We start from the raw sequence: 26999 nt of genomic DNA, 5'->3' as shown, positions 1-26999 counted from the left end.
ATCATTGTATACAGGAACGAAAGTGGTGAACGTCATGGAAAATGAAAAAAAGGAAGTAGAATCAGCCCAGGAAAACCACTCGGGTTTTATAAAAATGCGGAAATTTTCCTTTGTCATGCTAATGTTTTTCCTTGTTTTTGCTACGGCAGGCATAACAACATTCGCATTGGCATTCGGTGATGAAAAAGCAGTGAATGTAGGGGTTCCGGAGAGAACCGAATTTAAAAAACTTTATGACACATATGATGAATTGAAAAAAGACTATTACAAAGACATCGATCAGGATAAATTAGTGAATGGCGCCATTAACGGGATGATTGAATCCTTGGACGACCCTTATTCTGATTATATGACAAAAGAAGAAGCAGAAAAATTCCATGAAAGCATTTCCTCCTCATTTCAGGGAATCGGAGCTGAAATTCAGGAGAAGGATGGAAATATTGTAGTTGTTTCTCCAATCAAAGGCTCTCCAGCTGAAAAAGCAGGCATCAAGCCAAATGACATCATCCTTGCGGTGGATGGGAAGTCCATTCATGGCATGAGTGCAACAGATGCAGTCATGCTGATTCGTGGCAAGAAAGGTACAGATGTAACATTGTCTGTACAGAAGGCTGGAAGCGATGAACCAACAGAAATTAAAATTACCAGGGATGATATCCCATTAAATACAGTGAATGCTGAAATGATGGATAATGGCATTGCCAAAGTCCAGATCACAAGCTTCTCTGAAAACACCTATAAAGAATTACAGGATGCCCTGGCAGATATGGAAAAACAAGGAATGAAGGGGCTTGTCATTGACTTAAGGCAAAATCCTGGCGGTCTGCTGGATCAAGCGATCAAAATCTCCAACCTATTTGTTCCAGAAGGCAAATTGATCCTGCAAGTGGAAGACAGGAATGGAAAAAGGGAGAAAATCGCTGCTGAAGGCGGGAAGAAAATTGATGTTCCTGTATCTGTCCTTATTGATGGAGGAAGTGCCAGTGCATCTGAAATATTTGCAGCTGCTGTCAGCCAATCGGCGAACATACCATTGGTTGGTGAAAAGTCATTTGGAAAAGGGACTGTTCAGACTGCTTCCGATTTCAATGATGGCTCTAATATTAAATTCACCACAGCTAAATGGCTGACGCCAAACGGTGATTGGATCCATACGAAAGGCATCATGCCTGATGTTGAAGCTAAGCTTCCGGATTACGCCAATCTGCCATATCTGAATCCAGATAAGGAATTGAAAAAAGAGATGGTCTCAAGCGAAGTAAAAGCTGCTGAAGAAATGCTCAAGGCAATCGGACTCGATCCAGGAAAAGTAGATGGCTACTTTGATGAAAACACCGAAAATGCGGTGAAGAAATTCCAGGAAAATAATAAATTGTCTGCTGATGGGGTACTAAAAGGCGAGTCCACAATGGACCTCATGGAGAAGGTTCGCGAAAAGATTCTCCAAAACGATACCCAAGTGAAGAAAGCAGTTGAAGTATTGCAAAAAGAAAAGAAATAAAGAAGCACGTGCCCCGGCTAATAATGCCGGGGCATTTTTATGCCTTCCTGATACTGTCCTGAATAGAAACCCGCTTCTTTTCCTACAATGAAGATAGGTAAAAAAGAAAGCGGTGAAGAAATGCGCAAAGTCTATTTGATTTTAATTTTAATCGGTCTAGCCAGCCTATATACATCTTGGAAACCAGGCCTCATCAACTTTGGAGAAAAGGAAGCAGGAGCTGACAAGCTCGATGAACAAAAAAATACTTTCGTAAAAATCCCGACAATCCTTGAAGATACAACCCTCCTCCCTCAAAAAAAAGAGCCAATTACAATTCTTATATTAGGATCAGACCAGCGAAAAGAAGAAGCCGCGAGATCCGATAGTATCATGCTTACCCGGTATGATCCTGGACGTAATCAAATGAAAGTGGTTTCGATCATGCGTGATTCCTACATGAATATCCCTGGATACGGCTATAGTAAAATTAACCACGCTTACTCTTGGGGCGGAAAGGATCTAATGAAAGAAACTATTGAAAAAAATTTCGGTATAAAAATAAATCATGTAGCTTTGATCAATTTTGAAGGGTTCACAAAACTTATTGATGAATTGATACCTGAGGGAATCAAAGTAAATGTTTCGCCTGAAATGATTGATTATTTTCATTGGAAAATTAATCCTGGTGAGCAGAATCTTCATAGTGCTGAATTACTTCAATATGTAAGGTTCCGCCACGATGGAAACAATGATTTCGGCAGGGTCGACAGGCAGCAGGAAGTCATCAGCAAAATAAAGGATAAAGTCATGGAAAAGATGCAAAACGGAAAAGGGGTCTCCACTACACTTTCTATGATAAGAAGCGGAAAAGAGGTGGTTGAAACGGATATTTCCTTTCCTAATATGATTGAATATGGTATGAATATCATGCTTCATCCAATCCAAGATGTTCAATCGCTTCGGATTCCAGTGAATAATAGCTTTAATGATAAAATGACAGATCATGCGGGATTAGTACTGAAATATGATGAAAAACTGAACAAAACAGCACTTCAACAGTTCCTCGGAACAGATTCATTGGTTAACGGCAAATAATAAATAAAAAGGAGGGCAAAGCCCTCCTTTTTATTTTGTGCAGACTGCAATTCCAATAGGGTAGTGGATGCCATCTCTCTTCGGTTCTACAAGAACGCCTTTTTGGAAATAAAATTGTTTACCTGAATACACCATGAAAAGGTTGCGAAATTCTTCTTCCGTAAGTTGATGAATGTGGAAAGGTTCATTGGTTGGCAATCCTCTTCCTGATCCAAATGGGGTAGAAATAACAAGTGTCCCTTTCGGTTTAAGCAAATGATATAAATTAGTCATGAATGCTGTTTCGTCCTCTAGATGTTCAATTGTTTCAAAACTCATGATCATATCAAATTGACCTATTTTACTTGGTAAATCAGGATCTTCCGCATCTCCAACCACGTATTTGACTAATGGATGATAATAATGCTGCTTCGCATATTGAATCGTTTCATTTGAAATATCAACAGCTATTAATTCGGAAATCTCTTTCTTTTTGGCTTTTGCGACAATTGAAGACCCATATCCGGCTCCGCAAGCCAAGTCGAGCACCCTGCCTTTTGCATAGTGCATGGCAAAATGATATCGTGCAATATGCTCCAACAAAAGACCATTCGTAATTTTCATTTTTTCCGGAATGACTCGTTCACCTGTAAACTCCATACCCGTCCTCCTCTAAACATAAATACATTATAGCAGACGATATTGCCAAAAAGGGAATTTTCGGATACAATAACCGTTTGAGCATTTAATGAAAAAATTATGATGAAAATGGTGAAATCATGAAAAAGATCAAAGTTTATGTTCTGGCAGGGTTTCTTGGAAGCGGAAAAACAACCTTGCTGCGTAACTTCATTAAATACGAAAAGGATCATGGCAGGACTCCTGCAGTTTTAATGAATGAACTTGGCAGTGTTTCCATCGATACAGGTGCAGTTGAAGAAGGGACGCCTATCGCTGAATTATTGGATGGATGTATTTGCTGTACGATTCAGGAAAAATTGGAAGCTCAACTTCAAGATCTCCTTTACCGCTACCAATTTGATTCACTCATCATTGAAACAACAGGAGCAGCACATCCGGTTGAAGTGGTCGATTCGATCATGTCTCCGCTTTTTGCCCATCAATTTGAATTTGAAGGCATCATTACAACTGTAGATGCTTTAAGGTGGAAAAATCGAAATGAATTAAGTCCACAAGTCCTTCATTTACTCCGTGAACAAATAAGAAATGCACGCTTGGTCCTTCTAAACAAAATTGATTTAGTGAGTGAAATGGAAAGCGGTACTTTCGTTTATGAAATACAGGGATTGAATACTGAAGCACCTGTAGTGCTGACAAAACATTCTGCATTCGACTTCGACCTTCTTTCTAAAATGGCCAAAACGGAGATAAAGGCACATGAACCATCTCCAATCGGGGAGAAGTTCAAGCTCCAATCATTTGTCTATACCTTTACTGGGGCTATTCAACTGGAGTCTTTCGAAAACTGGCTAAGATCATTGCCTGATACTATATACAGATTGAAAGGGTATGTATTATTCACACACTCGGAAAAACCATATTTATTTCAATATTCCTATGGGATGCCGCTTTATTTTAAAGAGGAAATGATGATGCCATTAAATTTAGTAATAATCGGTGAAAATTTAGATCAAACACAATTACAGACATCATTATCGGCACTCGAATCCAATAAAAAAAGTGAATGAGTCAACAAAAAGTTCTTGACGGACCCTGGTTATAGTACTATCATGTAATAGTTCACCAGGTTAAGTATTTCAGCACTTGCATTTGATAATGGAAAGGTTCGATGAAAGTGAATGATCAGAAAATATTTGAACTGGAGAATTTGTTCCGCAGAGTCTTCAGGAAAATGAGAAATGAATTGCGCAGCACCATGGGAAAGTATGTCAGCATAAATGAGTTTGCTGTGCTTAAAAATATGAAAGAAGGGGCTGTGAAAGCATCTGACCTATCAAAAGCGTTGGATGTATCAGCGAGCCATATTACTACCATCACGGATTCCCTCTTTGAGAAGGAATTGATTACAAGGCAGAGGTCAGCTAAAGATAGAAGGGTTGTCCATCTCTCTTTGACAGATCAAGGGAAAGAACTGATTATTAAAATTGAGTCATTGAAATCCGAATACTTCAAGGAACTTTTCCATATGTGGACTGACAAAGAAGTGGATGACATGATTGAATTGTTCAGTAAATTAGATTTTACAATTGATGGCCATGAATAATGGCCGTTTTTGTGGGGTAATCATTCAGTTGGTTAACCTTTTGATACACTAAAGAAACTAGGGGGTTCACTTAATGGAACATCTTGATAAACGCAAGAAAGTCCTTATCATGCTTGCCATTATGTCTGCCATGCTATTTGCAGCATTGAATCAGACAATCGTTGGTACGGCATTGCCGAGAATCATTGCCGATCTCGGAGGGATGAAATACTATAGCTGGGTTTTTACCATTTACATGCTTACAAGCTCCATAACTGCCGTATTGGTAGGGAAGCTGTCTGACATATATGGCCGTAAACCGTTCATTTTAATTGGTATTGGTATTTTTACTATTGGTTCATTCTTATCTGGATTTTCGGATACAATCATTCAATTGATCATCTTCCGAGGTGTCCAAGGATTTGGTGCTGGTATGATCATGTCTACAGCCTTTACAGCAGTGGGGGACTTGTTCTCACCACGTGAAAGAGGAAGATGGCAAGGATTGATGAGTGCTGTATTCGGTCTTGCCAGTGTGTTCGGGCCAACCCTTGGCGGCTATATCGTAGATAATGCTGATTGGCATTGGGTGTTCTGGGTATTCTTGCCGTTCGGTGCGGTAGCCTTGATCATGATTTGGACGCTTTTCCCTTCACAGGTGAAGAAACAAGGCGGATCCATAGACTATTTTGGATCCCTATTCTTGACGCTGACTATCGTACCTCTTCTTCTCGCCTTCACATGGGGCGGCAAAGACTACGAGTGGTCTTCAGTTCAAATCATCGGTTTATTCGCCGGTACTGTTGTAGCATTACTCCTATTCTTATTCACCGAGAAAAAAGTTAAAAATCCAGTTTTGCCTCTTGAACTATTTAAGAACAGTGTGTTCTCTCTATCCAACTTGATTGGGTTCCTGCTTGGTGCCGGAATGTTCGGTGCTATCATGTATATGCCTATGTTTATTCAGGGTGTCATAGGGACCTCTGCTACAAAATCAGGGCTTGTGATGATGCCAATGACGCTTAGCATGGTTATTGCCAGTGCAATAGGCGGCCAATTGATTACAAAGACAGGGAAATATAAAATCATTGCATTAATTGGATTATTGATCATGACAACAGGATTATTCAATTTATCCCGAATGGGAACGGACACTTCAAACACTACTGCCATTCTAAATATGATTACAGTGGGAGTAGGATTGGGTCTCAGCTTCCCGGTATTTACTCTTACTATTCAAAATGCAGTGGATTATAAATTCCTCGGTGTTGCAACAGCATCCTCCCAATTGTTCAGACAAATTGGCGGAACTATTGGTGTTGCCATTATGGGAACTGTCATGAACTCCAAAATGACAGATAAAATAAAGGAACTGGCTGCAGAAGCTCAGCAAGGCGGACAAGCGGGTGCTATCCCACCAGCGATGAAAGCTAAGATTCAGGCGCTTCAGGATCCTCAATTATTAATGGATCCCGAAAAACTGAAAAAAGCTACAGAAGGGTTCCCGCCTGAAATGCAGGCAATGTTAAAGCAAATCTTTTCTTTAACAAGGGAAGCATTAAGCTACTCCCTTACTCATGTTTTCTTGATCGGAGCCTGTGTCATTGGAGCTGGATTTATCCTGACATTATTCATGAAGGAAATTCCGTTAAGACAGTCCAATAAAGGAGAAACTCCTGCAGAAGAAGAAAATAAAGTCACTGCAAAAGCTGAATAAATAATGAAAGTCCCCCTTTCCTGGATGGAACGGGGGACTTTTTTCATCGTGTTTAGTTTTCTCCAAACTTGATAAAGGTGAGTTCATCTTCAACTAGACCGCAGGCAGCGCATTGAATTTTATTCTCAGGTCCTTTATAAACCATATGGAATGGCTCTAGATCATTGTTTTCGTACTGCTGTAAGACATCTCCCGTATGTGGATCCAGTTTAACCGGGTGAGGGACCTGTTGTATAATATTGAAGCGTGTTCTATTTGTTTTACAGTTTGGACAACGATAAGGTGTGGACAATATGAAAACCTCCTGTATGTATTTTTGTTAGTATTTCACTATACAAAATTTTTATGTGAAAAGAGGATGATGATATGAATTTTGAAGAACTATTATCGGCATATAGAGGCATTTGGAACAATCGCCTTTTGGAAAATGGTGAATTCTCAGCAGAGGAAATTCTTAAAGAAGCGATAAAAAGAGAATTGCTGGATGAGAATAGTCACCCTCGGATTCGAAAGACTAAAGAAGAAAAGTTTTACTTTGCAATGAAAAGGGTAAAGGATTCGAATCTTATTACTTCTCAAAAATATGACTTAATGGCATTGCATATCGATCTATTCGATGAGATTAAAAAGAACTAAATCAAATGGATTGGATAATTTGCAAAAATTAGGAGAAATATGTTGAAGGTGTAGTGAAAACACGTAAAAAATCGTTACTTTTGTAATGGTTGTGTAATATAAGTAATATATCCTGCGTTTCAGAGAATGTGTCAATACTAGATTCTCGTTAAAATCTGGATGTATTTCGTATTATTTACTTTGTATGAAATGTAAGTCATTGCATCATGACAATCTCAAACACTAGTATTCTCCTAACATTGACTGCCTATCTGAAAATCTTTTCTATGAAAATCAAATAAAACTATGTAATTTCAGCGGTATATGAAATTCCTCCCAATAATATTACAAGAATCCCATGATATGATTTTGTTGTAGCAAGACAGCACAACAAACATTAAGGGAGGAATTCATTATTATGAATAAAAAGACACTTCTTTCTGCAGCAGCATCTCTAGCATTATTAGCATCTCCACTAGCTGGAATCGGGAAAGCTGATGCAGCTTCAAATACAAATTGCCCGCAAGCTACTAAAGTACAAACTTATCAATATCAAACAAATAATATCCAAGATGCAAATGCTTGGCTTCAAAATATTCTATCTAAATACAATGTAAATTATAAAGTTCAGCTTCCGCAACAAGCACAGCAAGCTCAGCCACAACAGGCTCAGGCACAACAAGCACCACAAAAACAAGAAGCACCAAAGCAAGTTCAACAGCCACAAACGCAAAAAGCTGAAGCTCCTGCACAACAAGCTCCACAAAAAGCAGCGGATACTTCCAAGAATACGTCTGCACAAAATGGCACACTAAGTGCATATGAGCAGCAGGTAGTCGATCTAACAAACAAAGAGCGTACTCAACGAGGATTATCTCCACTTAAAGTAGATACTGCTTTGAGTAAAATGGCGCGCGACAAATCTGCCGATATGCAGAAAAACAACTACTTTGATCATCAGAGCCCGACTTACGGTTCTCCATTTGATATGATGAAAAAATATGGCATCAGCTACAAATCTGCTGGTGAAAATATTGCCATGGGTCAGCAGACTCCACAAGAAGTAGTGAGCGCATGGATGAACTCTCAAGGACACCGTGAAAACATTCTAAACCCTAATTACACTCACATTGGTGTTGGATATGTTGAAAACGGCCACTACTGGACACAAGAATTCATCGGAAAATAATTTAACAACTGAGCAAAAAGAGCAGCCTGATACTTCAGGCTGCTTTTTTTATTCTATATAAAAAAGGATAAATAAATTCATATATGATAAAATTGGTTAAACTATTTATCAAAGAGGGAATATCAAAAGTTGAAAAAGTCGATTATTTTAAAGAAAATAAAGAGATAAATGGTAAGTTGGAGAGGGTAAGCATAATGAAAAAAACAGCATTTATCACAGGCGGGGCAAAAGGAATCGGAAAAAAGACTGCCCTTGCATTAGCCGCAGAAGGCTTCAATATTGCATTGAACTTCAATACCAGCAAAGATGATGCCGAAGAATTATCCAAAACGATTGAAAAAGAATTTGGTGTTGAATCTGCTGCATTTCAAGGCGACATTTCAAAACAACTGGACTGCGTTGAATTAGTGAATTCCATCAGGAATCATTTTGGATCGATTGATGTCATTATACATAATGCTGGACCTTATGTGAAAGAACGAAAATCCCTGTCTGAATATGAAGCAGAAGAGTGGCAATATCTGATCAACGGGAACTTGAATAGTGCTTTTTATTTGATGAAAGAAATTCTTCCAATCATGAGGGAGAATGGCTGGGGCAGGATAGTCACTTTTGGTTTTGATCGAGTTGAAACTTCACCCGGCTGGATTTATAGGTCAGCCTTTGCTGCTGCAAAAACAGGCTTGGCTTCATTGACTAAAACCATCGCCTTGGAAGAAGCAGCTAATGGCATTACTGCAAATATGATCTGTCCGGGGGATATCATTGGGGAATGGAAGGAAAAAGGAGTAACTGAAGCCCGTCTTGAAAAGGATTCTTCTGTACCGGTGGGACGTCCGGGCACAGGAGGGGATGTTGCCAGGGTAGTTGCCTTTTTGTGCGGTGAAGAGTCGGATTTCATCACTGGCAGCATCATCCCGGTGACGGGTGGAAAAGATGTACTTGGTAAAGTATTTTACCAATAAAAATGTGAGAACTTTAGAAAAAATCTTTACTATTATTCCCTTCAGGGGTAAAATAGGCTTGAAAATCGAGTGCATAATCCACTTCATGGAGCGGGGGAACCACAAGTGAGTTCTCACTAAGGGGTGAATCCTTTCATTAGGTAGGGCAATTTTCTCTGGCCCGAATCCGTCAGCTAACTCCGTATGCATCTACAGAGGAAACCAAAAATCCATTGGGCATCCTTTGGGTTTTTATTTTTATGGAAAGCTGGTAAAATGATGATTTTAAGAAAAAAAGTTCTAAAATTAAGTCCATCACAGCTCTTATTTTATGTTTTCGGCATCTTCATTTTATTGGGAGCAATATTATTAAAACTTCCATTTTCAGTAAAAGAACCTATTTCATGGTTAGATGCGATATTCACCAGTACTTCAGCGATGACTGTCACTGGACTGGGTGTAGTTGATACTCCTGGCACCTTTACTAAAATTGGGCAGACAATCATAGTGATACTGATACAGCTTGGAGGACTCGGTATTATGTCATTTGCTGTTCTGATCTTTCTGATGCTTGGGAAGAAGATCGGAATCAAGCAAAGGATTGTCATTCAGCAGGCGTTAAATCAAATTAACATGGGTGGAGTCATTAAACTTGTGAAATATCTATTTTTCTTTTCTCTATCCATTGAATTTATTGCAATGGTGATTCTTGCAATCCGCTGGGTTCCTCAATTCGGTTGGAAAGAAGGGCTGTTTGACAGTTTCTTCCATGCTATCTCTGCGTTTAATAATGCAGGTTTTGCTTTATGGAGTGATAGTTTAATGCAATTTGCCGGTGACCCAACTGTAAATGTGGTAATCACTTTATTGATTATCATTGGAGGATTAGGTTTCACCGTTCTGGTGGACGTATTTAAGAAGAGAAACTGGACAAAATTGAGTCTTCATTCAAAGATTATGATCATATCTACTTTGGTTGTTAATATAGTTTCTATGTTCTTTATATTTTTGTTGGAATATGGAAACCCGAAAACGCTTGGTCATTTGTCTTTGGGTGATAAAATCTGGACATCATATTTTCAATCGATAACGACAAGAACGGCAGGTTTTAATTCAATAGATATTGGCAGTATGAATGAATCCACAGTCTTTCTGTTTTTAATCCTGATGTTCATTGGCGCAGGAAGCGCTTCAACCGGCGGTGGAATAAAATTAACCACGTTTATAGTAATCGGTTTGACCGTAATCAGTTTCATACGCGGTAAAGATGATGTTTTTATTTTTAGAAGGACATTGAGACCTTCTATCGTCATTAAAGCCTTATCAATAGCAATAACAAGCATCTCTATCGTTGTCTTGGCAGTTTTCCTCTTAAGTATTACTGAACATGCGCCATTTGTTAAAATCCTATTTGAAGTAGTATCGGCTTTCGGTACTGTTGGGCTCTCAATGGGATTGACGGGTTCATTGTCTTTCTTTGGGAAAATAATTATCATAATAGTCATGTTTGCAGGGAAGTTAGGCCCGCTTACACTGGCATACCTAATCACGAAGCCAAGCAAAGCCAACTTTAAATATCCAAGTGAAGATGTAATGACGGGATAAATAGAAAAGCGAAAGCACCTGGAAAGCCCCGAATAGAAGAAATAAAAAGGATATCCGGCAAACGGATATCCTTTTTGTTTATGCATTGCGACGTACCATTCTTTTTTGTACGAGATGAAGCCTTGTGGATAAAGTTACTGCCCCGGCTGCCAGTCCAATAATGAGACCGAGCCAGTAGCCATAAGCTCCAAAGCTGGTATGATTCGCAAGGAGGTATCCGGCAGGGAGTCCGATGACCCAATAGGAAACCAATGCCATAACAAAAGTTATGTTAACATCTTTATATCCCCTGAGTGCACCCTGGACAGGTGCCTGGATGGCATCAGAAAGCTGAAAGAATACGGCATAAAGGAGAAAATGGGATGTCAAGGCAATGACTTCCTTATTTCCACTGTATATTGATGCTATGGAATCTTTGAATCCAAGGAGAAAAATACCGCAGACCACAGCCATTAATATGGCAGAAACAAGGCCGATCCAGCTATATTTTCTTGCATCTTCGTATCTTTTTGCCCCTACTTCAAATCCGACAACAATCGTTAATCCCATTGAAATGCTTAAAGGGATCATATACAGGAATGATGCAAAATTAAGGGCGGCCTGATGCGAAGCGATAATCAGCGTACTATATTCACTCATTAAAAGGGTCACAGCAGAAAATATGCTTGTTTCGAAAAAAATGGATAAACCGATAGGTATACCAATTTTGAAAATTTCCTTCCATGAGTGAAAAGATGGGAGCTGTTTATTAGAAAACACTTTATAGGTTGAAAAAGGCTTGCGAAGATGAATGATAATCAGTGCGAGCACTGTAATGGTCCAATAGGTAATGGCAGAAGCGTAGCCGGCACCAACCCCGCCGAGCTCAGGGAATCCAAATTTTCCAAAGATGAATACATAGTTAAGAAATGCGTTGATTGGCAGGGAAAGAAGGGTAATCGACATAGAAACCCTTGTTTTTCCAAGTGCATCAATGAAAGACCGCAATACGTTGTAGATAAACAATGGAATCATTCCCGTGGAGAGTGCGGTGAGATAATCGTGTGAGATAACCCTCACATGATTATCTACGTTCATGTGGTCAAGAATGGGATCCAGGATCACAGAGCCGATTAATAACACGAAAATAGCCATGACAATTGCAACATAAATGCCTTGAATTACAGAAGAAGAGACGTCGGAATTCTTTTTTGCCCCAGCTAATTGAGCTACAATCGGTGTGATGGCAAGCAGTATTCCGCTTAGGCCCGTAAAAACTGGAACCCATAATGAAGTCCCGATTGCAACACCGGCAAGATCTTTAGCTGAATACTGCCCTGACATCATGGTATCAAGGAAATTCATCGAGAACATGGCAAGCTGGGTAACCAAAATGGGAATCAATATTTTTATAAATAACTGAATTTTATCTTTAAACGCGTGTGTTTCATACATAAGTTGACCTCGGTTCTAAAATTTCGGAAGACGAATGAATTATATCATGATTAGGGCCATTTATGTGCAAATGAATTTTTTCGGTGCATATGACTCCTGTAGAATATTTCCTTTTTCCAATCATATATTGTATGGACAAGCAATACGAGAGGAGAAGGGAATTATGGCTTATCGATACTCAAAAGGATGGTTTATTCAACAATTAAAAACGATTGGACTGACAAAACATCCAATCGAAAGAAAAAAACTGGAGCTATATCGTACGTTTGTGGTGAGAAATTTATATGAGGAACATTTCGGTCCAACTGAGGCAGAAAAAGAATAAATAGATCAAATGAAAAAAGCAAAGCGGATGCTTTGCTTTTTATGCTTCCAGGACCTGAGTTTCATCTTCTGCAGGCTGGCGCATGATATGAAGAGTAAAGAGGTCTTTTGGTATTTCATATAAATCATATATTTCTTCAGCGGCATTGAGTTGATCATAGACTGATTTTCTGGATTCATTGGCTTGTAGGACATAAGGCAGTTTTTCGGCTGCTTTACGTGATCTAGTGTTCACTTTTCTGATGCGCATAAAAATGGTCTGAATATCAAGTTCAAAGAATAATTCTTTGAAAAATTCATCCTTCGCCATCGCATTGTAGCCTTTTCCATGAGCAGGCTTTCCAAGCCATGTCCCAAGGAAGCCAGCGCCATCCTCAATATCAAACAAATTGATTGTGCCAATTGGAGCACCCCATTCATCCAGAATGGTTCTTGAGATCAGCTGCCCTTGTTCCTCTGCTTCAATTGTCTGTTTAGTTAAAAAGACAAATTCATCGTAAGAGTAAGCTTTTTGGCGAACAAAAGGGAAGACATCAGGGTGCGTCATCAACTCGAACAGAATGTGGCATTCTTGTCCGCATATCTCGCGCTTTTTAAGCATGAGAATCCCTCCCGATGAGAGCAGTCCTATTGCAGGACCCACCCTCGAAATTTTTCATAGACTTCATAAAAAATTTCGGGGTGGGAATCGAACCCACTAGGACCAGCTGAAAAAAATTACCACTGGTGGCGCACCATTTGCCTTCCCTCAATTGCGTATAAGATTGTGTGCTGAATTAAAATCTATTTCCTCTGTATCATACAAAAAAAAACACGAAATGGGAATAGAGAAAATGTTAATTTTTCTTGAAGTTTTTCCACCAATTTTTGACAATAATCGGCATCCTTTTTCTATAAATCCGAAAATGCGATTTCGCCGTTGATGACTGTCATGACAGGCTTTGACATAAAGTCGAATGGATGTCCGTTCCAGAGGACAATATCTGCATCTTTTCCTTCTTCAATGCTGCCGATTCGATCTTCCACCTTTAAATTGCGGGCAGGAAGTATCGTGATTCCTTCGAGCGCCTTTTGCAAAGGCAGGCCTTCCCTTACAGCAAGAGCCGCACATACAGGCAAATATTGAACGGGAGTGTAAGGGTGGTCGGTTGTTATCGATACTTCAACCCCTCTTTTAGTCAATTCTTGATAGGTATTCCACGTCTTATTTTTTAATTCTACTTTCGATCTTCTCGTCAAAGTAGGACCGACGCACACCTTTAAGTTGAGATCCTTTAATTCATCAGCGATCAAATGGCCCTCAGTACAATGTTCTATCCTAAGGTCCAAATCAAACTCCTCGGCAAAACGGAGAGCAGATAAAATATCATCGGCACGATGTGCATGTATCCTTACAGGGATTTCTCTTTTTAACGCCTTAATAAGGGGGGCCACCCGGAGATCTTCAGGATGGTCACAATACTTGGCTTTGTAAAAGGCTTCACGCAGCATTCCCATGATTCCCATCCGTGTAATGCTGTCGTTATTGCCATTACTGTGAATTCTTTTAGGGTTTTCTCCGAGAGCGAGTTTGAGTCCGGCTGTTTCCTTCAAAAGCATCTTTCGAATATTTTTTCCATGGGTCTTAATAACAGAGGTTGTCCCGCCAATGACATTGGCACTGCCAGGCATAATCCCGACGGTCGTGATTCCGTATCTGATTGCATCTTGGAATCCAGGATCTAATGGATACACTCCATCAATGGCACGGATATGGGGTGTCAACGGCTCGACAGTTTCATTTGCATCATTTCCTGCCCACCCTGTGCCTTCATCATAAAGTCCAAGGTGTGTATGGGCATCAATGAACCCTGGAAGCAAGTATCTTCCACCGCAGTCTATGACCGTCTCATTATTCGATTTAGGCATTAAGTCGAATCCGATTTCTTTTATCTTTCCATCCTCGATCCTTATATCCCCTTTCTGGATGGGGGCATAAGTAACCGGAATGATATGGGCATTTTTTAAAAGTAGACGCTTCATCTTTAATCCTCACTTAGCAGGTGCAGTTTTTACCTATTTTAGCAAATTCTTAAGACGTCAAGTGGGAAAATTTTAAATCATTTTTAAAAAAGATTCGTATATTGGAGAGTAAGGATTAGAGCGCCAAGAATCCAAACATACCAGGCGAAGATTTTTAAAGAACGTTTCTTTAGAAAATTGATCATCCCAACAATAGCGAAATAGCCAAACAATGCTGATGACACAGTTCCCGCCATCAAATTGGTCAAAGTCACGGTCTCCACTTGAGAGGTGAAAAGTTCCTTTCCTTGAAATACAACTCCTCCAGCAATAGCAGGGATGGACAATAAAAAGGAAAAATAGGCAGCTGTTTCTCTATCGAGTTTTCTGAAAAGGCCGGCAGCTATTGTCAAGCCTGAGCGGGATAGTGCAGGGAAAATAGCCGCTGCTTGAAAGGACCCGATGAAAAATGCATCAAATAAAGAAATCGACTCCAAGTTCTTAGATCCATTCTTTACACCATCAGCCAGCCAAAGGATTACTCCTGTTGCAAGGAATTCCCACCCGATTGTAATGCCGGATTTTGAAATGGAATCAAAAAAGTCAGAGAAAAGCAGCCCGGCAGCGACTGCAGGGAGAGTCCCGATGACCATGATGGCGGTCAATCGGCTAAAAGGTCTGCGAATCATCTGCCATAGTATATCCTTATAAACAATTATCACCGCAAGCAGGGTTCCGATATGGAGCATTGTATCTAAGAATATACCGGCATCATCAAGGTGAAATAGATGCCTGCCCAAATACAAATGCCCGGTGCTCGAGATGGGCAAAAACTCAGTCAATCCTTGAATGATCCCTAAAATAAACGACTGTAAGTTAGACATAAACTCAACTCCCTCAAAGGACAATCCTATAATAGAATCCTATTTTCATGTTTGGGAGGGAAGAACAAAAAATAATGAAAAAACCAATCACATTGAATCTTTTAGGAAGTAGAATCGTATACAGTAGTATAAGTAAATGGATTTTTAGGGACCTTTGATATTTGCTGGAAATCAGGAACCTGAAACAAAAAGGAGAATGGGAATGCCGACGAAAGAAGAAAGACTTTGGGCTGCTGGAATATATATTCTAAGCTTTTTTACAACATTTATTGGGCCACTGGTAATCTGGCTGCTTAAGAAGGATGACTCAGATTTTGTTGATTATTATGGACGGGAATATTTTAATTTTTTGATTTCCTATGCTATTTACACATTGATCAGCTCGATTTTAATAATTGTCCTCGTAGGAGTGTTAATGCTATGGGCAGTGGGAATAATGGCATTTATTTTTACGATCATTGCCGCGGTTCAGGCATATGAAGGGAAATTATATAAGATTCCTTTGGTTTTCCGTTTATTATAATGCCCATTTGTAATAAGCCCTGCATTTTGGAGGGCTTATTTCTTTGGATTCAAATAGGTTTTATGAGAAAATAGATTCGTCCTAATAATTGTTTAATACAACTAACTATTTTGGAAGGAGTGAATGGGGATGCTACTATCCGATACTGGTCTTGTCCTGGAAGGCGGAGGAATGAGAGGAGTTTATACAGCAGGCGTATTGGAATGTTTTCTCGAAAATGATATAGAATTTCCTTACGTAGTGGGAGTTTCTGCAGGAGCATGCAATGCAGCTTCTTATCTCTCAAAACAAAAAGGAAGAAATAAACGAGTGAACATCGGTTTCATAAAAGACCCCAAATATATCTCTTTGAGAAATTATTGGAAAGACCGGGAGCTATTCGGGATGGATTATATCTTTGATGAAATTCCTAATAAAATCGTTCCATTCGATTATAATGCCTTCTTTCAGAATGAAGCAGAGTTTGTGATTGGTGCAACTGACTGCATCACTGGAAATGCAGTTTATTTGCATAAAGAGGATTATGCTGAAAACCTCCTCTCAGCTATTCGTGCTTCAAGCTCTCTTCCGTTTGTAGCAAAAGAGATACATTTTAAAGATAAGATTTTGCTGGACGGGGGGATAAGTGATCCGATTCCAATCAAAAAAGCGCAAAGCGATGGATACACCAAGAATATTGTGGTGTTGACCAGGAATAAGGGTTATCTAAAAAAACCTTCCAGATTCAGCTTTTTAGTAAAGAGAAAGTACCCTCAGTACACAGGTTTAATGAAAGCAATGATGGAACGGTACGAAAAATATAATCAGACGATTGCTCTCCTTGAAGAAGAAGAGACTAAAGGAAATACCATTATCATAAGGCCGATGGAGCCCCTGAAGGTCAGCAGGGTGGAAAGGAACCCTAAGAAGTTGGAGAGTCTATATTTACAAGGGTTTAACGATGCACAAGAAAAAATTGGCTCCATTAAGGCTTTTTCAGAGAAAGAAATAGTATCTGCTTTCTAGCACTTGCACGGAAGTCGCCATCGGTCTCTTTACTATTATATTCAATGTGTAAATCTCTCTATCATATTTGGCTTAATAGAGCCGTATAATAAGAAAAACAGATTGTATTTGAGGGATTCAATGAATATAAAAGATTATTTCAGGAAGCAGACAGCTATATACCTCTATCAAGTGGTCTTATATTCATTAATGGCCGCTTTCATTTTTTTGGTCAATTTTCACTTTCGCATTCCTGGCGCCATTTTTTATTCCTTGTTCGTAATCCTATTCGCTGCATTAATTGGAAGTATTATTAAGTATGTCTATTATGCGGGTCGATTTTCTTCAACGAAACCATATGCGATGGATGAAGCAGCAGCTGCCCGAATCCAGGAAGGAGCAATGGAGATACGGGAGTATCTACTCATAAAAGATCCATCATCAGGGTTTAATTTAAAGCTTTTTTCATATTCGGGACTTTGCGAACTTGAAATAAGTGACACTTTTCCTGGATGGTGGAATTGGCTCACACCTGCTTCATTCAGAGAATGGAAAACCAATTCATTCTTAGTAAAAAAGAGGGATGGACAAGCAGTCGGAGAGATAACGTTAAATCCAAAGACATACTTGATCAATGGTCAGTTCGGAAAGAATTCTATTTCACTGGAATATTTAAGGGATAATCGAAAAGCTGCTGTCTTTGAATGTGGAAGTGACAGGATTGAAATCCACAAAGAGGGAAACGGACACAGTTTTGTTATCAATAATCGTAAAATTGCTCAGTTGTCAAAAGGATATATGCCTATGACCCTTCAACAGTTGTTCCCCATTAATACGCCTATTTTATCATTCAATGAAAAGATTAAAGATAAAGAACAGTGGCTGGTCGTATCCCTTTTGATCTGCTTATGGTTCAATCGTGATGGTTAGCAGCATTTCTTGTTTAAAATCGGTCCTTTTGGTGAAAGTAATTCCATCAGGATCATTTTAAGGGAGGATGCAGCCATGAATGCAAATTATGACGCCTGTATAGAGGCTTGCCTGAAATGTATTGAAGCTTGTAATGTATGCTACCATGCATGTCTAAAGGAAGAAAATATAGGGATGATGCGAAGATGCATCGAATTGGATAGAGAATGTGCTGAGATCTGCACACTTGCTGTAAATTCAATGCAGAGAAGCAGCAAATTCGTATTGAAAATATGTGAGTTATGCGCCTTGATTTGTGAGGAATGTGCTGATGAATGTAAAATGCACGATCACCGCCATTGCATAGACTGTGCAAAAGCTTGCTCTTATTGTGCAGGGGAATGCAGGAAAATGATTGCTTGATTTTCAGTAGGGCAGAAGTTTTCCAAACTGCTCGTCCTTGACAAATAATTTATTTTACCTTGATAATGAAGGTAATCGAATAGGATTCCTTCGGGGCAGGGTGAAATTCCCTACCGGCGGTGATGAGGATCAAGTCCTCTCAGTCCGTGACCCGTTATTTCAGGATAACGGTGGATTTGGTGAAACTCCAAAGCCGACAGTGAAAGTCTGGATGGGAGAAGGAACAGAACGTTAAAAAGAATGATTTTTTAACGTTTATTTAAGTATGTCAATTAGCCCCGGAAAATTTTTTCCGGGGCTATTTTTATGTAGAAATGGTGGTAAAATAATGATTGGACCAGAAACCTATATGAAGCTTGCAGTCTCTATGGCCGCAAACACATCAGGTCAGACCAGTCCGAATCCTTCGGTTGGCTGCGTCATTGTCAAAGATGGAGCTGTAGCCGGCATGGGTGCACATCTCAAAGCAGGTACTGAACATGCTGAAATCCATGCGTTGAATCAGGCTGGGGAGAATGCAAAAGGTGCAGATTTATATGTAACGCTTGAGCCTTGTTCACATTACGGGAAAACACCACCTTGTGCAGAAGCGATTATTGCTTCTGGTATTAGTCGGGTATTCATTGCCATTTTGGATCCCAACCCTCTAGTTTCAGGCAAAGGTATGGAAATCCTGAAAAAAGCAGGCATCGAGGTAAATGTCGGATTATGTGCAGAAGAAGCGCTGGAAATCAATAAAATGTTTTTCTATTTTATAAAGCACAAAAAGCCTTTTGTAACACTCAAGACTGCCTTGACGTTAGACGGGAAAACTGCTTCCTTTACTGGTGACAGTAAATGGATCACTTCAGAAGAAGCCAGGATGGATGTCCACGAATCACGGCATCTGCATGATGCCATATTAGCAGGCATCAGTACCGTCAATAAAGATAACCCCTTACTGACCGCCAGACTGCCCCGAGGCGGAAGAAATCCCATTCGTATTATTTTAGACACATCCCTTTCAATCAGGGATGATGCAAAAGTCATTACTGATAAAACCGCAAAGACTATTGTAATATGTTCCAAAAATGCTTCTGTCAATAAAGAAAATTGGCTTAATAAACAAGGGATCCAGGTGAAAAGATTTCCTTCTGATGCAATTCATTTAGATGAAGTATTGGGTTGGCTTGGAGAGTTGAATATTATTTCTTTGTATGTCGAAGGAGGAAGTAAAATACATACTTCTTTCGTCAGAGGAGGCTTCTTTCAGGAATTGCATTGCTATCTCGCCCCAAAGCTGCTCGGTGGAAATCAATCGATCCCGTTCATAGGCGGGGAGTCATTTGAAAGAATGGAACAAGCCACACAATTGGAATTCAGTCGTGTAGAACGAATTGGCCGTGATATTAAAATTACCGCAAGGCCATTAACAAAGGTGGTGGGTGCATGTTCACTGGAATCGTAGAGGAAATAGGGAAAATCAAACAAATTGAAAGAAGCGCACATTCGATGAAATTGGTTGTTGAAGCAAGTAAAGTCCTTCATGATGCCAATTTAGGGGATAGTATTTCCGTGAATGGCGTCTGCTTGACAATCACTTCTTTCAACGATGGCGGATTTGAAGCCGATGTAATGCCGGAAACATTCGTTCATACATCGCTAAAAGAGCTTCAGCCCCAGTCACATGTCAATCTCGAAAGAGCTCTGAGTGCAAATGGAAGGCTAGGAGGCCATTTTGTTTCCGGGCATGTGGATTGCACTGGGAAAATTATTAAAACAAACAGGGTTGAGAATGCCCTTTATGTGACGATAGAGCTCGATGGGAAATGGATGAAATATGTCATGGAAAAAGGATCTGTGGCAGTAGATGGCACTTCATTGACTGTCTTTAAGGTGAGCGGCAATACCATTACGATATCCTTGATCCCGCATACGAGGGATCAAACAATCCTTAGCCAAAAAAAGGCGGGGCAGACAGTCAATATTGAATGTGACATGCTGGCGAAATATTTAGAACGTCTTATGTTATCCAAAGAAAGCACTTCTTCTCCTACAGGCATTACGCTTGATTACTTAAGTGAAAAGGGCTTTTTATAAAATGAGGTGAAATGGATGTTTCATACAGTCGAAGAAGCAATAGAGGACTTGAAAAACGGAAAAGTGATTATTGTGGTTGATGATGAAGATAGAGAGAATGAAGGAGATTTTGTGGCATTGGCAGAAGGGATCACCCCGGAAATTGTCAATTTTATGGTGACTGAAGGAAGAGGGCTTTTATGTGTTCCCATTGAGGAAGAAAGAGCTGATCAATTGAACCTTTTCCCAATGACTGAACAGAATACAGATACCCATGGTACAGCCTTTACAGTTTCAATTGACCATATCGGTACTACAACAGGCATCAGTGCTTTTGAACGGGCGCACACCATTTCCAAGATGATGGAGAATGAGGCAATCCCGGCTGACTTCAAACGTCCGGGGCATGTGTTTCCTCTTGTCGCCAAAAAGGGAGGAGTGCTGCGCAGGGCGGGCCATACGGAAGCTGCCGTTGATTTGGCAAGTCTTGCAGGAGCAAAAGCAGGGGGAGCCATCTGCGAAATAATGAAAGAGAATGGTGAAATGGCAAGAGTCCCTGACTTGGAAGTGATTGCAAGAAGACATCAATTGAAGATGATTACAATCAAAGATTTAATTGAATACCGGAGAAAAAGGGAGGTCCTCATTAAGAGGGAAGTTGAAATATCGCTGCCTACAAAATATGGGGATTTCAAAGCCATCGGATTCACTGAAGTATTGACTGGCCAAGAGCACGTAGCATTGCTTAAAGGGGACATAAATGGGGATGAACCAGTATTGTTAAGGGTTCATTCAGAGTGCTTGACAGGCGATGTGTTTGGCTCAGAAAGATGCGACTGCGGCCCGCAGCTCGAAGCTGCCCTGCATCAGATAGAAAAAGCCGGAGCCGGAATTCTTTTATACATGAGGCAAGAGGGACGAGGCATTGGACTGATCAATAAAATGAAAGCTTATCAGCTGCAGGAACAAGGTTATGATACCGTTGAAGCAAATCATAAGCTGGGATTCGCAGATGATCTGAGGGATTATGGAATAGGTGCACAAATATTAAAAGAACTCGGTGTTAAAGAAATCAAATTGTTAACGAATAACCCAAGAAAAATATCAGGTTTAAAAGGGCACGGTTTACAAGTGGTAGAACGGGTCCCAATTCAAATGCCAAGCAATAAATCAAACGAGAAATACTTGAAGACAAAAGTCGAAAAGCTTGGGCATTTATTGAAATTTTGAGGAGGATGAATGAAAATGAAAAATATATATGAAGGCAATTTGGTCGGTACAGGATTAAAGGTGGGAATCATCGTTTCGAGGTTCAATGAATTTATAACAGGAAAGCTGCTGTCAGGTGCTGAAGATGCCCTGAAAAGACATGGAGTCGATATGGAAGACGTGGATATAGCTTGGGTTCCAGGGGCATTTGAAATCCCCCTTACAGCGAAGAAGATGGCAGAAACCAATAAGTATGATGCTGTCATTACGCTCGGGACCGTCATCAGGGGAGCAACTCCGCATTTTGACTATGTAAGCAATGAAGTAGCTAAAGGCGTGGCCAGCGCCGGAATGAATAGCGGTGTACCTGTTGTATTCGGAGTGCTGACAACAGATACGATTGAACAGGCTATTGAACGTGCAGGGACTAAAGCTGGAAATAAAGGATGGGAAGCCGGGGTCACAGCAATTGAGATGGCAAACCTATATAAAACATTTGAAGGTTAATCTACCCGTTGGCATCATCCTTTAATGCTAAAACCTGACTGAAATACATTGGCAAACGGTCCTCTTTCTGCTAAAATTTTTATTTGTGGCTTACCTTCTTAGGAAGGGAAAGCGGGTAGGGAGAGGGCCAATTTAATAGAAGGTTTAGTATGAAGCAATTATTTCCAAAAGGTGTTTTTGATTTGAAGCGCCATGATACGACAGCGCGAAATGAAATGATGGCTGGTTTAATCGGTTTTTTTACAATCGTTTATATCATTGCTGTGAATTCATTCATTCTCGCTGAGGCAGGAATTCCGATTGAAGGAGCAGTGCTTGCCACAATCCTCACGTCTTTTGCAGGGTGCATGGTGATGGGTTTTTGGGCGAATGCGCCGATCCTGCTGGTGCCAGGGATGGGGATCAATGCTTTGTTTACCTATACCCTTGTTCAATCAATGGGATTTACCTGGCAGGAAGCTTTGGCAGTGGTATTTATTTCAGGTGCAGCATTTACCATTATTTCCTTCACTCCTCTGACGCGTTTGATGAGCAATGCGATTCCTCAATCACTGAAGGATTCGATTACAATCGGGCTAGGCTTTTTTCTATTGCTGATAGGATTGGAAAAAGGCGGCATTGTCATTCGGGGAACCAGTTCCATCATTGCTCTCGGAGATTTCAGCTCAGGAAAAGTGCTTGCCACAATTCTGACTTTTGTCATTGCAATCGTTCTTTTTCTACGCAATGTTAAAGGGAATTTTCTTTGGAGCATTTTAATTGGTACAGGGATTGCCTGGGTATTTGGGTTGCTGCCTCACCAAGAGGCCGTTCACTTTTCCGTTGGGGCGTATAAGGATGTATTCGGAGGCATGTCTTTCGACAAAGTGGCATCTTTTCCATTTTGGGTGGCTGCTTTTTCCATCACAATGGTTCTTGTCTTTGAAAATATCGGATTAGTGCATGGACATACCAAGTTTATGGGCCAGCCTCACAAATTTGAGCGTGCCTTTCAGTCCAATGGGATCTCTGCTCTAATATCCGGACTCCTTGGGTCAAGTCCTACGGTATCAACGGTTGAAAGCAGTGCTGCAATTGCAGCCGGTGGAAAAACAGGGCTTACAGCGGTCACAACGGGCGTATTGTTCCTGACTTCTATCCTTTTCATTCCATATATCAAAATGATGCCGGATAATGCTGTAGCGCCAATTTTGATGATCATCGGCGGACTTATGATTGAAAATATTCGCACCTTGAACTTCAGCGATTTAACAGAAGCATTTCCTTCCATCTTCATTATAGCGATGATTCCATTTACCTATAGCATAGCGGATGGGATTGCCATCGGATTTATTCTATATCCGATTTTGAAACTTGCTATAGGACGGGCAAAGGAAGTTTCTGCACCGCTTTATATCATTGCTGGTTTGTTCTTGGTCAATTTTATAATTCATTATATTTAGTAGATCGGAGACAGTCTCTTGAAGGGGCTGTCTTTTTTTACATTAAATCCCATAGAAAAGGATGGACTTATCTGTAAAATTTGGTATTCTGAAAGTATGGATTAATCTTCGTTCGATTTTTACATTTTAAGACAAAAATCGTCGGGTTCTGTGGAAAGGAAGAAGGGTATGGAAGTTTTTGTTGCAAGGCAGCCAATCTTTAATGCAAAAGAAGAGACAATCGCTTATGAGCTGCTCTATAGAAGAAATCACCAAAATGAATTTCCATCAATCAATGGAGACCAGGCGACTGCAGAAGTGCTGATCAATAGTTTTCTTTCCATTGGGATCGATAAATTATCTAATGGCAAACCGTGTTTTATCAATTTTACGCAAAATCTGTTGATGCTTAAAGTTCCTTCTTACTTCAGGCCGAGGGAAATAGTCGTTGAAATCCTGGAAGATGTCACGCCTTCCAAAAGCATCCTGCAAATTTGCTCGGAATTAAAGTCTCAAGGATACCAAATTGCGTTGGATGACTTTATTTTATATGAGAATAGTGCAGACCATCATGAATTGATGAGGCTTGCAGATATTATCAAAGTGGATTTCTTGAATACGTCCCTTGAAAAACGTACTGAAATTGAGAAGCTTGCCAAACTGTTGAATGTAAAGCTCCTTGCTGAAAAAGTTGAGACAATGGAAGAATATCATGAAGCAAAGAAGAAGGGGTATTCCTATTTTCAGGGGTATTTTTTCAGTAAGCCGATCATCCTCTCTTCCCATGACGTCCCTGCTTACTTTCATTCCTATTATAGTGTTATCCAGAATTTATCCGTATCGGAGCCCAATATTCAGATCATAACGAATTTAATTGAACAGGATGTCTCACTTTCTTATAAATTGCTTCGACTCATCAACTCTCCTGCATACAGGCCAAAGCAAAAAATCTCATCTATCAGACAGGCCATTGTCTTGCTGGGGCTGATCGAAATTCAAAAGTGGATTTATGTATTAGCGGTCAGGGAAAGGAATACGTTGGATAACAAGATGTCAGAAGAAATAATCAGGACGTGCCTGACCAGGGCGAAAATGTGTGAATTGATTGCAGGCAATAAGAAAGAGGAAAAAAAGTCGTCTATGTATTTTTTGACGGGGATGTTTTCTATGCTTGATGCCATCCTTTCAATGCCGATGGAGCATATCGTGAAAGAATTGCCTCTGATGGATATCATCAGTGATGCATTGAAAGGGAAGGAGAACGATCTTAAGGACGTTTTGGATTTGGTTATAGCAGTTGAAAAAGCAGAGTGGGAGAAGGTATTTGTCTTATCCGGTAAAATAAACTCTGATCCGGCAAAGCTATTTGAATTCTACACATTTTCATGTTCTTGGGCAGAAGAGCTTCTGAAAGATGACATCGTGCTTGTTCCGTGATTTTATAAAAATGGTTTTGCTGGACGGATGAACCGTTTTAGCTGGTAGGATATTGTCTGCCTAAGGGAAGGGTTCGATGCCGCTTTGGCAATATCAGCAGGGAAGGGATAGATGCCGAACGCATTGCACTTCACTCTGAGCTGGCCATCATACAAACAGCGCCCATCTTTATATGTGATGACCGTGTCGACCAAAACGATTTTCTCTTCAATAGTTTGATCCGGTTTATCTTGAACTTCTTTGATAGTAAACTGAAAGCGGTAATCATTTTCTTGAATGACCATATTTCATCACCTATATATAGTAATAAAAAGGCTGCATATTTGCAGCCTTTTTATTATACCCTATCAATCTATTAATAAACACCTACATTGTTCCAGGCAGCCGTTACGGAAGAAGCTGTCGATGAACCGTATAGATCTTGTGCGGATTGTACAAGTGCTGCCTTAGCATCTGAGAAAGTGCTGTTAGGAGTCAAATAGACAGTAAGTGCACGATAGTAGATTTGTTCTGCTTTTGCCAATCCCACGCTGTTAATTGTATAGTATGCAGCTTTATTAGGGATTCCGCTATTCGTATGGACGCCGCCCCAATCTCCTGCGGAGGTATTTGGCAAGTTTTGATAATTGCTCATATTATCAGGCTGTCCATATTGTGGAGGGTTTGATAGGCTGCGAAGGGCATCCCCGCTTTTATACGGTGTATAAACGTCTTCACCCATCAGCCAATCGCCCGGATCAAGGAAATATCCAAATACGTCCGAGAAGGATTCGTTCAATGCACCAGGCTGATTTTCATAATTCAATCCAGCTGTGGTTTGCGTCACTGCATGAGTCAATTCGTGGGCAACGACATCATTTGCTCCTGATAAATACGTGAAAGTTGACCCATCGCCATCTCCATAAATCATCTGATTGCCAATCCATGCAGCATTATTATAATTGCTGCCGTAATGGACCGATGATGTGATGTCCGATCCTTGATTATCCCAGCTCACCCGGCCAAAATTATTATAGTAGAAATCAAAAACTTTTCCTGCATAATAATGGGCATCTACCGCTGCTTTTTCTCTTTCTTTTGTGAATTTATTGGTCGTTTCAGTGATGTAGTATCCAGGGAGAGACGAATCTCCTCCATTATAGTTATCCAGCGTTTCGATGACGCCATTCATAGGTTTTGAGATGTCGAATAAATAATAAGTGCTGTTATAGTAGTACGTATTGACAGACTTTGTATCTCCAAGGACGCCAGTTCCGGTTCCTGTGGCATCGTTGACTTGATTGACGGATTTCAAGATCGAACCGTCTTCTGCGTTCACCCAGATTTGCCAGTTTGCCGGATATGGCTCAGCAAATTGGAGCTGTACGTGGTAGGCTAAAGTGTATTGGTCTTCCTCGTTAAAGACAACAAGATCAGATTTTTCTGTAAGGGTGCTTTTTTCTCCTTTCAGCGTCTTCACTTTTTTGTCAGCCTGTGCTTTATCCACTCCAATCTCTTTCCAGGCAGTGGCTAATGCATCTTTTTTAGATAATTTTTTTGATTGTTTCACTTTATCCGGGGCACCTGGGTGGAGCTCCCCATTCACAGCAACGACATTTCCTTCTTTGTCTGTATGAACCATCACTCTGGAAGTATCAATAGGGACATTTTGGATGGATGGAACAAATGTGTAGTGGGTCATTCCAAGCTTGTCCGTTTCTTGCTTAACAAAAGTGAGTTTCATGTCAGGATCAATTTTAAATAAATCCTTGTTCTCTTTGAAGAATTGTTTTACATCCTTCTCATTGTGTACACTTTTGCTGCTTAACTTGCCTCTTGCAAATGACGGCACCTTGCCGGAGAACTGCTCACTCCAATTAATTTTCGAATCCGCCTTCACATTTGCTGCAGGATCGGTTTCTTTTGCCGAAGCGGCACCTCCTACTGATAATAGGCTTGCTGATAATACGACTGCACTTGCTGCTGACATCCATTTGTTTTTTAATGTCATTATGTATCCCTCCTCTTTACGGAAATGATATCACAAAATTCAGA

At 40.2% G+C, this 26999-nt stretch carries 28 protein-coding genes and 2 riboswitches; of the genes, 20 read left to right on the top strand and 8 right to left on the bottom strand.

Going from position 1 to position 26999, the window contains the following annotated elements; translation table 11 throughout:
* Window positions 1–34 precede the first annotated feature (34 nt).
* On the top strand, window positions 35–1501 hold the full coding sequence (locus ABTV07_RS12300; protein WP_433751212.1) for a S41 family peptidase: 1467 nt from the start codon (window positions 35–37) through the stop codon (window positions 1499–1501).
* 120 nt (window positions 1502–1621) lie between these two features.
* The gene (locus tag ABTV07_RS12295; protein ID WP_433742674.1) at window positions 1622–2578 is read left to right on the top strand and encodes an LCP family protein; all 957 of its coding nucleotides are present in this window, start codon (window positions 1622–1624) and stop codon (window positions 2576–2578) included.
* 30 nt (window positions 2579–2608) lie between these two features.
* On the opposite strand, the gene ABTV07_RS12290 is transcribed toward ABTV07_RS12295, so the two are convergent.
* Entirely contained in the window at window positions 2609–3217 is a 609-nt protein-coding gene (locus ABTV07_RS12290; protein ID WP_433742672.1) for a class I SAM-dependent methyltransferase, read from the bottom strand.
* A 119-nt stretch (window positions 3218–3336) separates the two neighbouring features.
* On the opposite strand from ABTV07_RS12290, the gene ABTV07_RS12285 reads away from it, so the two are divergent.
* From ABTV07_RS12285 to ABTV07_RS12275, 3 genes are all read left to right on the top strand, one after another.
* Complete coding sequence (locus ABTV07_RS12285; protein WP_433742670.1) at window positions 3337–4266, top strand: CobW family GTP-binding protein; 930 nt, start codon at window positions 3337–3339, stop codon at window positions 4264–4266.
* A gap of 101 nt (window positions 4267–4367) precedes the next feature.
* Complete coding sequence (locus ABTV07_RS12280; protein WP_433742668.1) at window positions 4368–4802, top strand: MarR family winged helix-turn-helix transcriptional regulator; 435 nt, start codon at window positions 4368–4370, stop codon at window positions 4800–4802.
* Between the two features lie 73 nt (window positions 4803–4875).
* Window positions 4876–6498 carry an MDR family MFS transporter gene (locus tag ABTV07_RS12275; protein ID WP_433742665.1) on the top strand — a complete coding sequence of 541 codons (1623 nt, stop codon included), beginning with the start codon at window positions 4876–4878 and terminating at the stop codon, window positions 6496–6498.
* A gap of 52 nt (window positions 6499–6550) precedes the next feature.
* Here ABTV07_RS12275 and ABTV07_RS12270 read toward each other — a convergent pair whose 3' ends face one another.
* A complete protein-coding gene (locus ABTV07_RS12270; RefSeq protein WP_433742663.1) occupies window positions 6551–6790 on the bottom strand; it encodes a DNA alkylation repair protein in 240 nt (79 codons plus the stop codon).
* 74 nt (window positions 6791–6864) lie between these two features.
* Here ABTV07_RS12270 and ABTV07_RS12265 point away from each other — a divergent pair, with 74 nt between their 5' ends.
* The 4 genes from ABTV07_RS12265 (at window position 6865) to ABTV07_RS12250 (ending at window position 10851) form a co-directional block, all read left to right on the top strand.
* Window positions 6865–7134, top strand: a complete 270-nt coding sequence (locus ABTV07_RS12265; RefSeq protein ID WP_433742662.1) for a hypothetical protein — start codon at window positions 6865–6867, stop codon at window positions 7132–7134.
* A gap of 397 nt (window positions 7135–7531) precedes the next feature.
* A complete protein-coding gene (locus ABTV07_RS12260; protein ID WP_433742660.1) occupies window positions 7532–8302 on the top strand; it encodes a CAP domain-containing protein in 771 nt (256 codons plus the stop codon).
* Window positions 8303–8493: 191 nt separating this feature from the next.
* Complete coding sequence (locus tag ABTV07_RS12255; RefSeq protein WP_433751209.1) at window positions 8494–9267, top strand: SDR family oxidoreductase; 774 nt, start codon at window positions 8494–8496, stop codon at window positions 9265–9267.
* Between the two features lie 60 nt (window positions 9268–9327).
* Window positions 9328–9471: riboswitch (cyclic di-AMP (ydaO/yuaA leader) on the top strand.
* Between the two features lie 51 nt (window positions 9472–9522).
* Window positions 9523–10851 carry a TrkH family potassium uptake protein gene (locus ABTV07_RS12250; RefSeq protein WP_433742658.1) on the top strand — a complete coding sequence of 443 codons (1329 nt, stop codon included), beginning with the start codon at window positions 9523–9525 and terminating at the stop codon, window positions 10849–10851.
* A gap of 78 nt (window positions 10852–10929) precedes the next feature.
* On the opposite strand, the gene ABTV07_RS12245 is transcribed toward ABTV07_RS12250, so the two are convergent.
* Complete coding sequence (locus ABTV07_RS12245; protein WP_433742656.1) at window positions 10930–12285, bottom strand: MATE family efflux transporter; 1356 nt, start codon at window positions 12283–12285, stop codon at window positions 10930–10932.
* Between the two features lie 163 nt (window positions 12286–12448).
* On the opposite strand from ABTV07_RS12245, the gene ABTV07_RS12240 reads away from it, so the two are divergent.
* Complete coding sequence (locus ABTV07_RS12240; protein WP_114745421.1) at window positions 12449–12610, top strand: DUF2639 domain-containing protein; 162 nt, start codon at window positions 12449–12451, stop codon at window positions 12608–12610.
* Between the two features lie 39 nt (window positions 12611–12649).
* Here the strand turns inward: ABTV07_RS12240 and ABTV07_RS12235 are convergent, their stop codons facing one another.
* The 3 genes from ABTV07_RS12235 to ABTV07_RS12225 all read right to left on the bottom strand — a co-directional run bounded on the left by ABTV07_RS12235 (window position 12650) and on the right by ABTV07_RS12225 (window position 15494).
* On the bottom strand, window positions 12650–13210 hold the full coding sequence (locus ABTV07_RS12235; RefSeq protein WP_433742654.1) for a GNAT family N-acetyltransferase: 561 nt from the start codon (window positions 13208–13210) through the stop codon (window positions 12650–12652).
* Between the two features lie 290 nt (window positions 13211–13500).
* Complete coding sequence (locus tag ABTV07_RS12230; protein WP_433742652.1) at window positions 13501–14631, bottom strand: amidohydrolase; 1131 nt, start codon at window positions 14629–14631, stop codon at window positions 13501–13503.
* Between the two features lie 83 nt (window positions 14632–14714).
* Window positions 14715–15494: an undecaprenyl-diphosphate phosphatase gene (locus tag ABTV07_RS12225; RefSeq protein WP_433742650.1), complete on the bottom strand. Its 780-nt coding sequence runs from the start codon at window positions 15492–15494 to the stop codon at window positions 14715–14717.
* 202 nt (window positions 15495–15696) lie between these two features.
* Here ABTV07_RS12225 and ABTV07_RS12220 point away from each other — a divergent pair, with 202 nt between their 5' ends.
* The 10 genes from ABTV07_RS12220 (at window position 15697) to ABTV07_RS12175 (ending at window position 24965) form a co-directional block, all read left to right on the top strand.
* On the top strand, window positions 15697–16017 hold the full coding sequence (locus ABTV07_RS12220) for a DUF4870 domain-containing protein (RefSeq protein ID WP_433742648.1): 321 nt from the start codon (window positions 15697–15699) through the stop codon (window positions 16015–16017).
* Window positions 16018–16146: 129 nt separating this feature from the next.
* Window positions 16147–17022 (top strand): patatin-like phospholipase family protein, encoded by an 876-nt coding sequence (locus ABTV07_RS12215; protein ID WP_433742647.1) that lies wholly within the window; start codon window positions 16147–16149, stop codon window positions 17020–17022.
* Between the two features lie 120 nt (window positions 17023–17142).
* Entirely contained in the window at window positions 17143–17931 is a 789-nt protein-coding gene (locus tag ABTV07_RS12210; RefSeq protein WP_433742645.1) for a hypothetical protein, read from the top strand.
* A 75-nt stretch (window positions 17932–18006) separates the two neighbouring features.
* On the top strand, window positions 18007–18333 hold the full coding sequence (locus tag ABTV07_RS12205) for a four-helix bundle copper-binding protein (RefSeq protein WP_433742643.1): 327 nt from the start codon (window positions 18007–18009) through the stop codon (window positions 18331–18333).
* Window positions 18334–18415: 82 nt separating this feature from the next.
* A riboswitch (FMN riboswitch) is annotated at window positions 18416–18560 on the top strand.
* A 101-nt stretch (window positions 18561–18661) separates the two neighbouring features.
* Window positions 18662–19780, top strand: a complete 1119-nt coding sequence (gene ribD, locus ABTV07_RS12200) for a bifunctional diaminohydroxyphosphoribosylaminopyrimidine deaminase/5-amino-6-(5-phosphoribosylamino)uracil reductase RibD (protein ID WP_433742641.1) — start codon at window positions 18662–18664, stop codon at window positions 19778–19780.
* Complete coding sequence (ribE, locus tag ABTV07_RS12195; protein WP_433742640.1) at window positions 19762–20412, top strand: riboflavin synthase; 651 nt, start codon at window positions 19762–19764, stop codon at window positions 20410–20412. The genes ribD and ribE overlap by 19 nt, the downstream gene beginning before the upstream one ends.
* 15 nt (window positions 20413–20427) lie before the next feature.
* Window positions 20428–21621, top strand: coding sequence for a bifunctional 3,4-dihydroxy-2-butanone-4-phosphate synthase/GTP cyclohydrolase II (locus ABTV07_RS12190; protein WP_433742638.1), 1194 nt, complete (start codon window positions 20428–20430; stop codon window positions 21619–21621).
* A 15-nt stretch (window positions 21622–21636) separates the two neighbouring features.
* Entirely contained in the window at window positions 21637–22107 is a 471-nt protein-coding gene (gene ribH, locus ABTV07_RS12185) for a 6,7-dimethyl-8-ribityllumazine synthase (protein WP_433742636.1), read from the top strand.
* A gap of 149 nt (window positions 22108–22256) precedes the next feature.
* Window positions 22257–23549, top strand: coding sequence for an NCS2 family permease (locus ABTV07_RS12180; RefSeq protein WP_433742634.1), 1293 nt, complete (start codon window positions 22257–22259; stop codon window positions 23547–23549).
* Window positions 23550–23717: 168 nt separating this feature from the next.
* Entirely contained in the window at window positions 23718–24965 is a 1248-nt protein-coding gene (locus tag ABTV07_RS12175; protein ID WP_433742632.1) for an EAL and HDOD domain-containing protein, read from the top strand.
* A gap of 2 nt (window positions 24966–24967) precedes the next feature.
* Here the strand turns inward: ABTV07_RS12175 and ABTV07_RS12170 are convergent, their stop codons facing one another.
* A complete protein-coding gene (locus ABTV07_RS12170) occupies window positions 24968–25249 on the bottom strand; it encodes a diaminopimelate epimerase (protein ID WP_433742630.1) in 282 nt (93 codons plus the stop codon).
* Window positions 25250–25320: 71 nt separating this feature from the next.
* Window positions 25321–26955 (bottom strand): M4 family metallopeptidase, encoded by a 1635-nt coding sequence (locus tag ABTV07_RS12165; RefSeq protein WP_433742629.1) that lies wholly within the window; start codon window positions 26953–26955, stop codon window positions 25321–25323.
* Window positions 26956–26999 lie beyond the last annotated feature (44 nt).

The sequence above is a fragment of the Falsibacillus pallidus genome (assembly GCF_050990905.1).
GTDB classification, from domain to species: domain Bacteria; phylum Bacillota; class Bacilli; order Bacillales; family DSM-25281; genus Falsibacillus; species Falsibacillus pallidus_A.
This window is presented reverse-complemented; position numbering and strand designations above follow the sequence as displayed.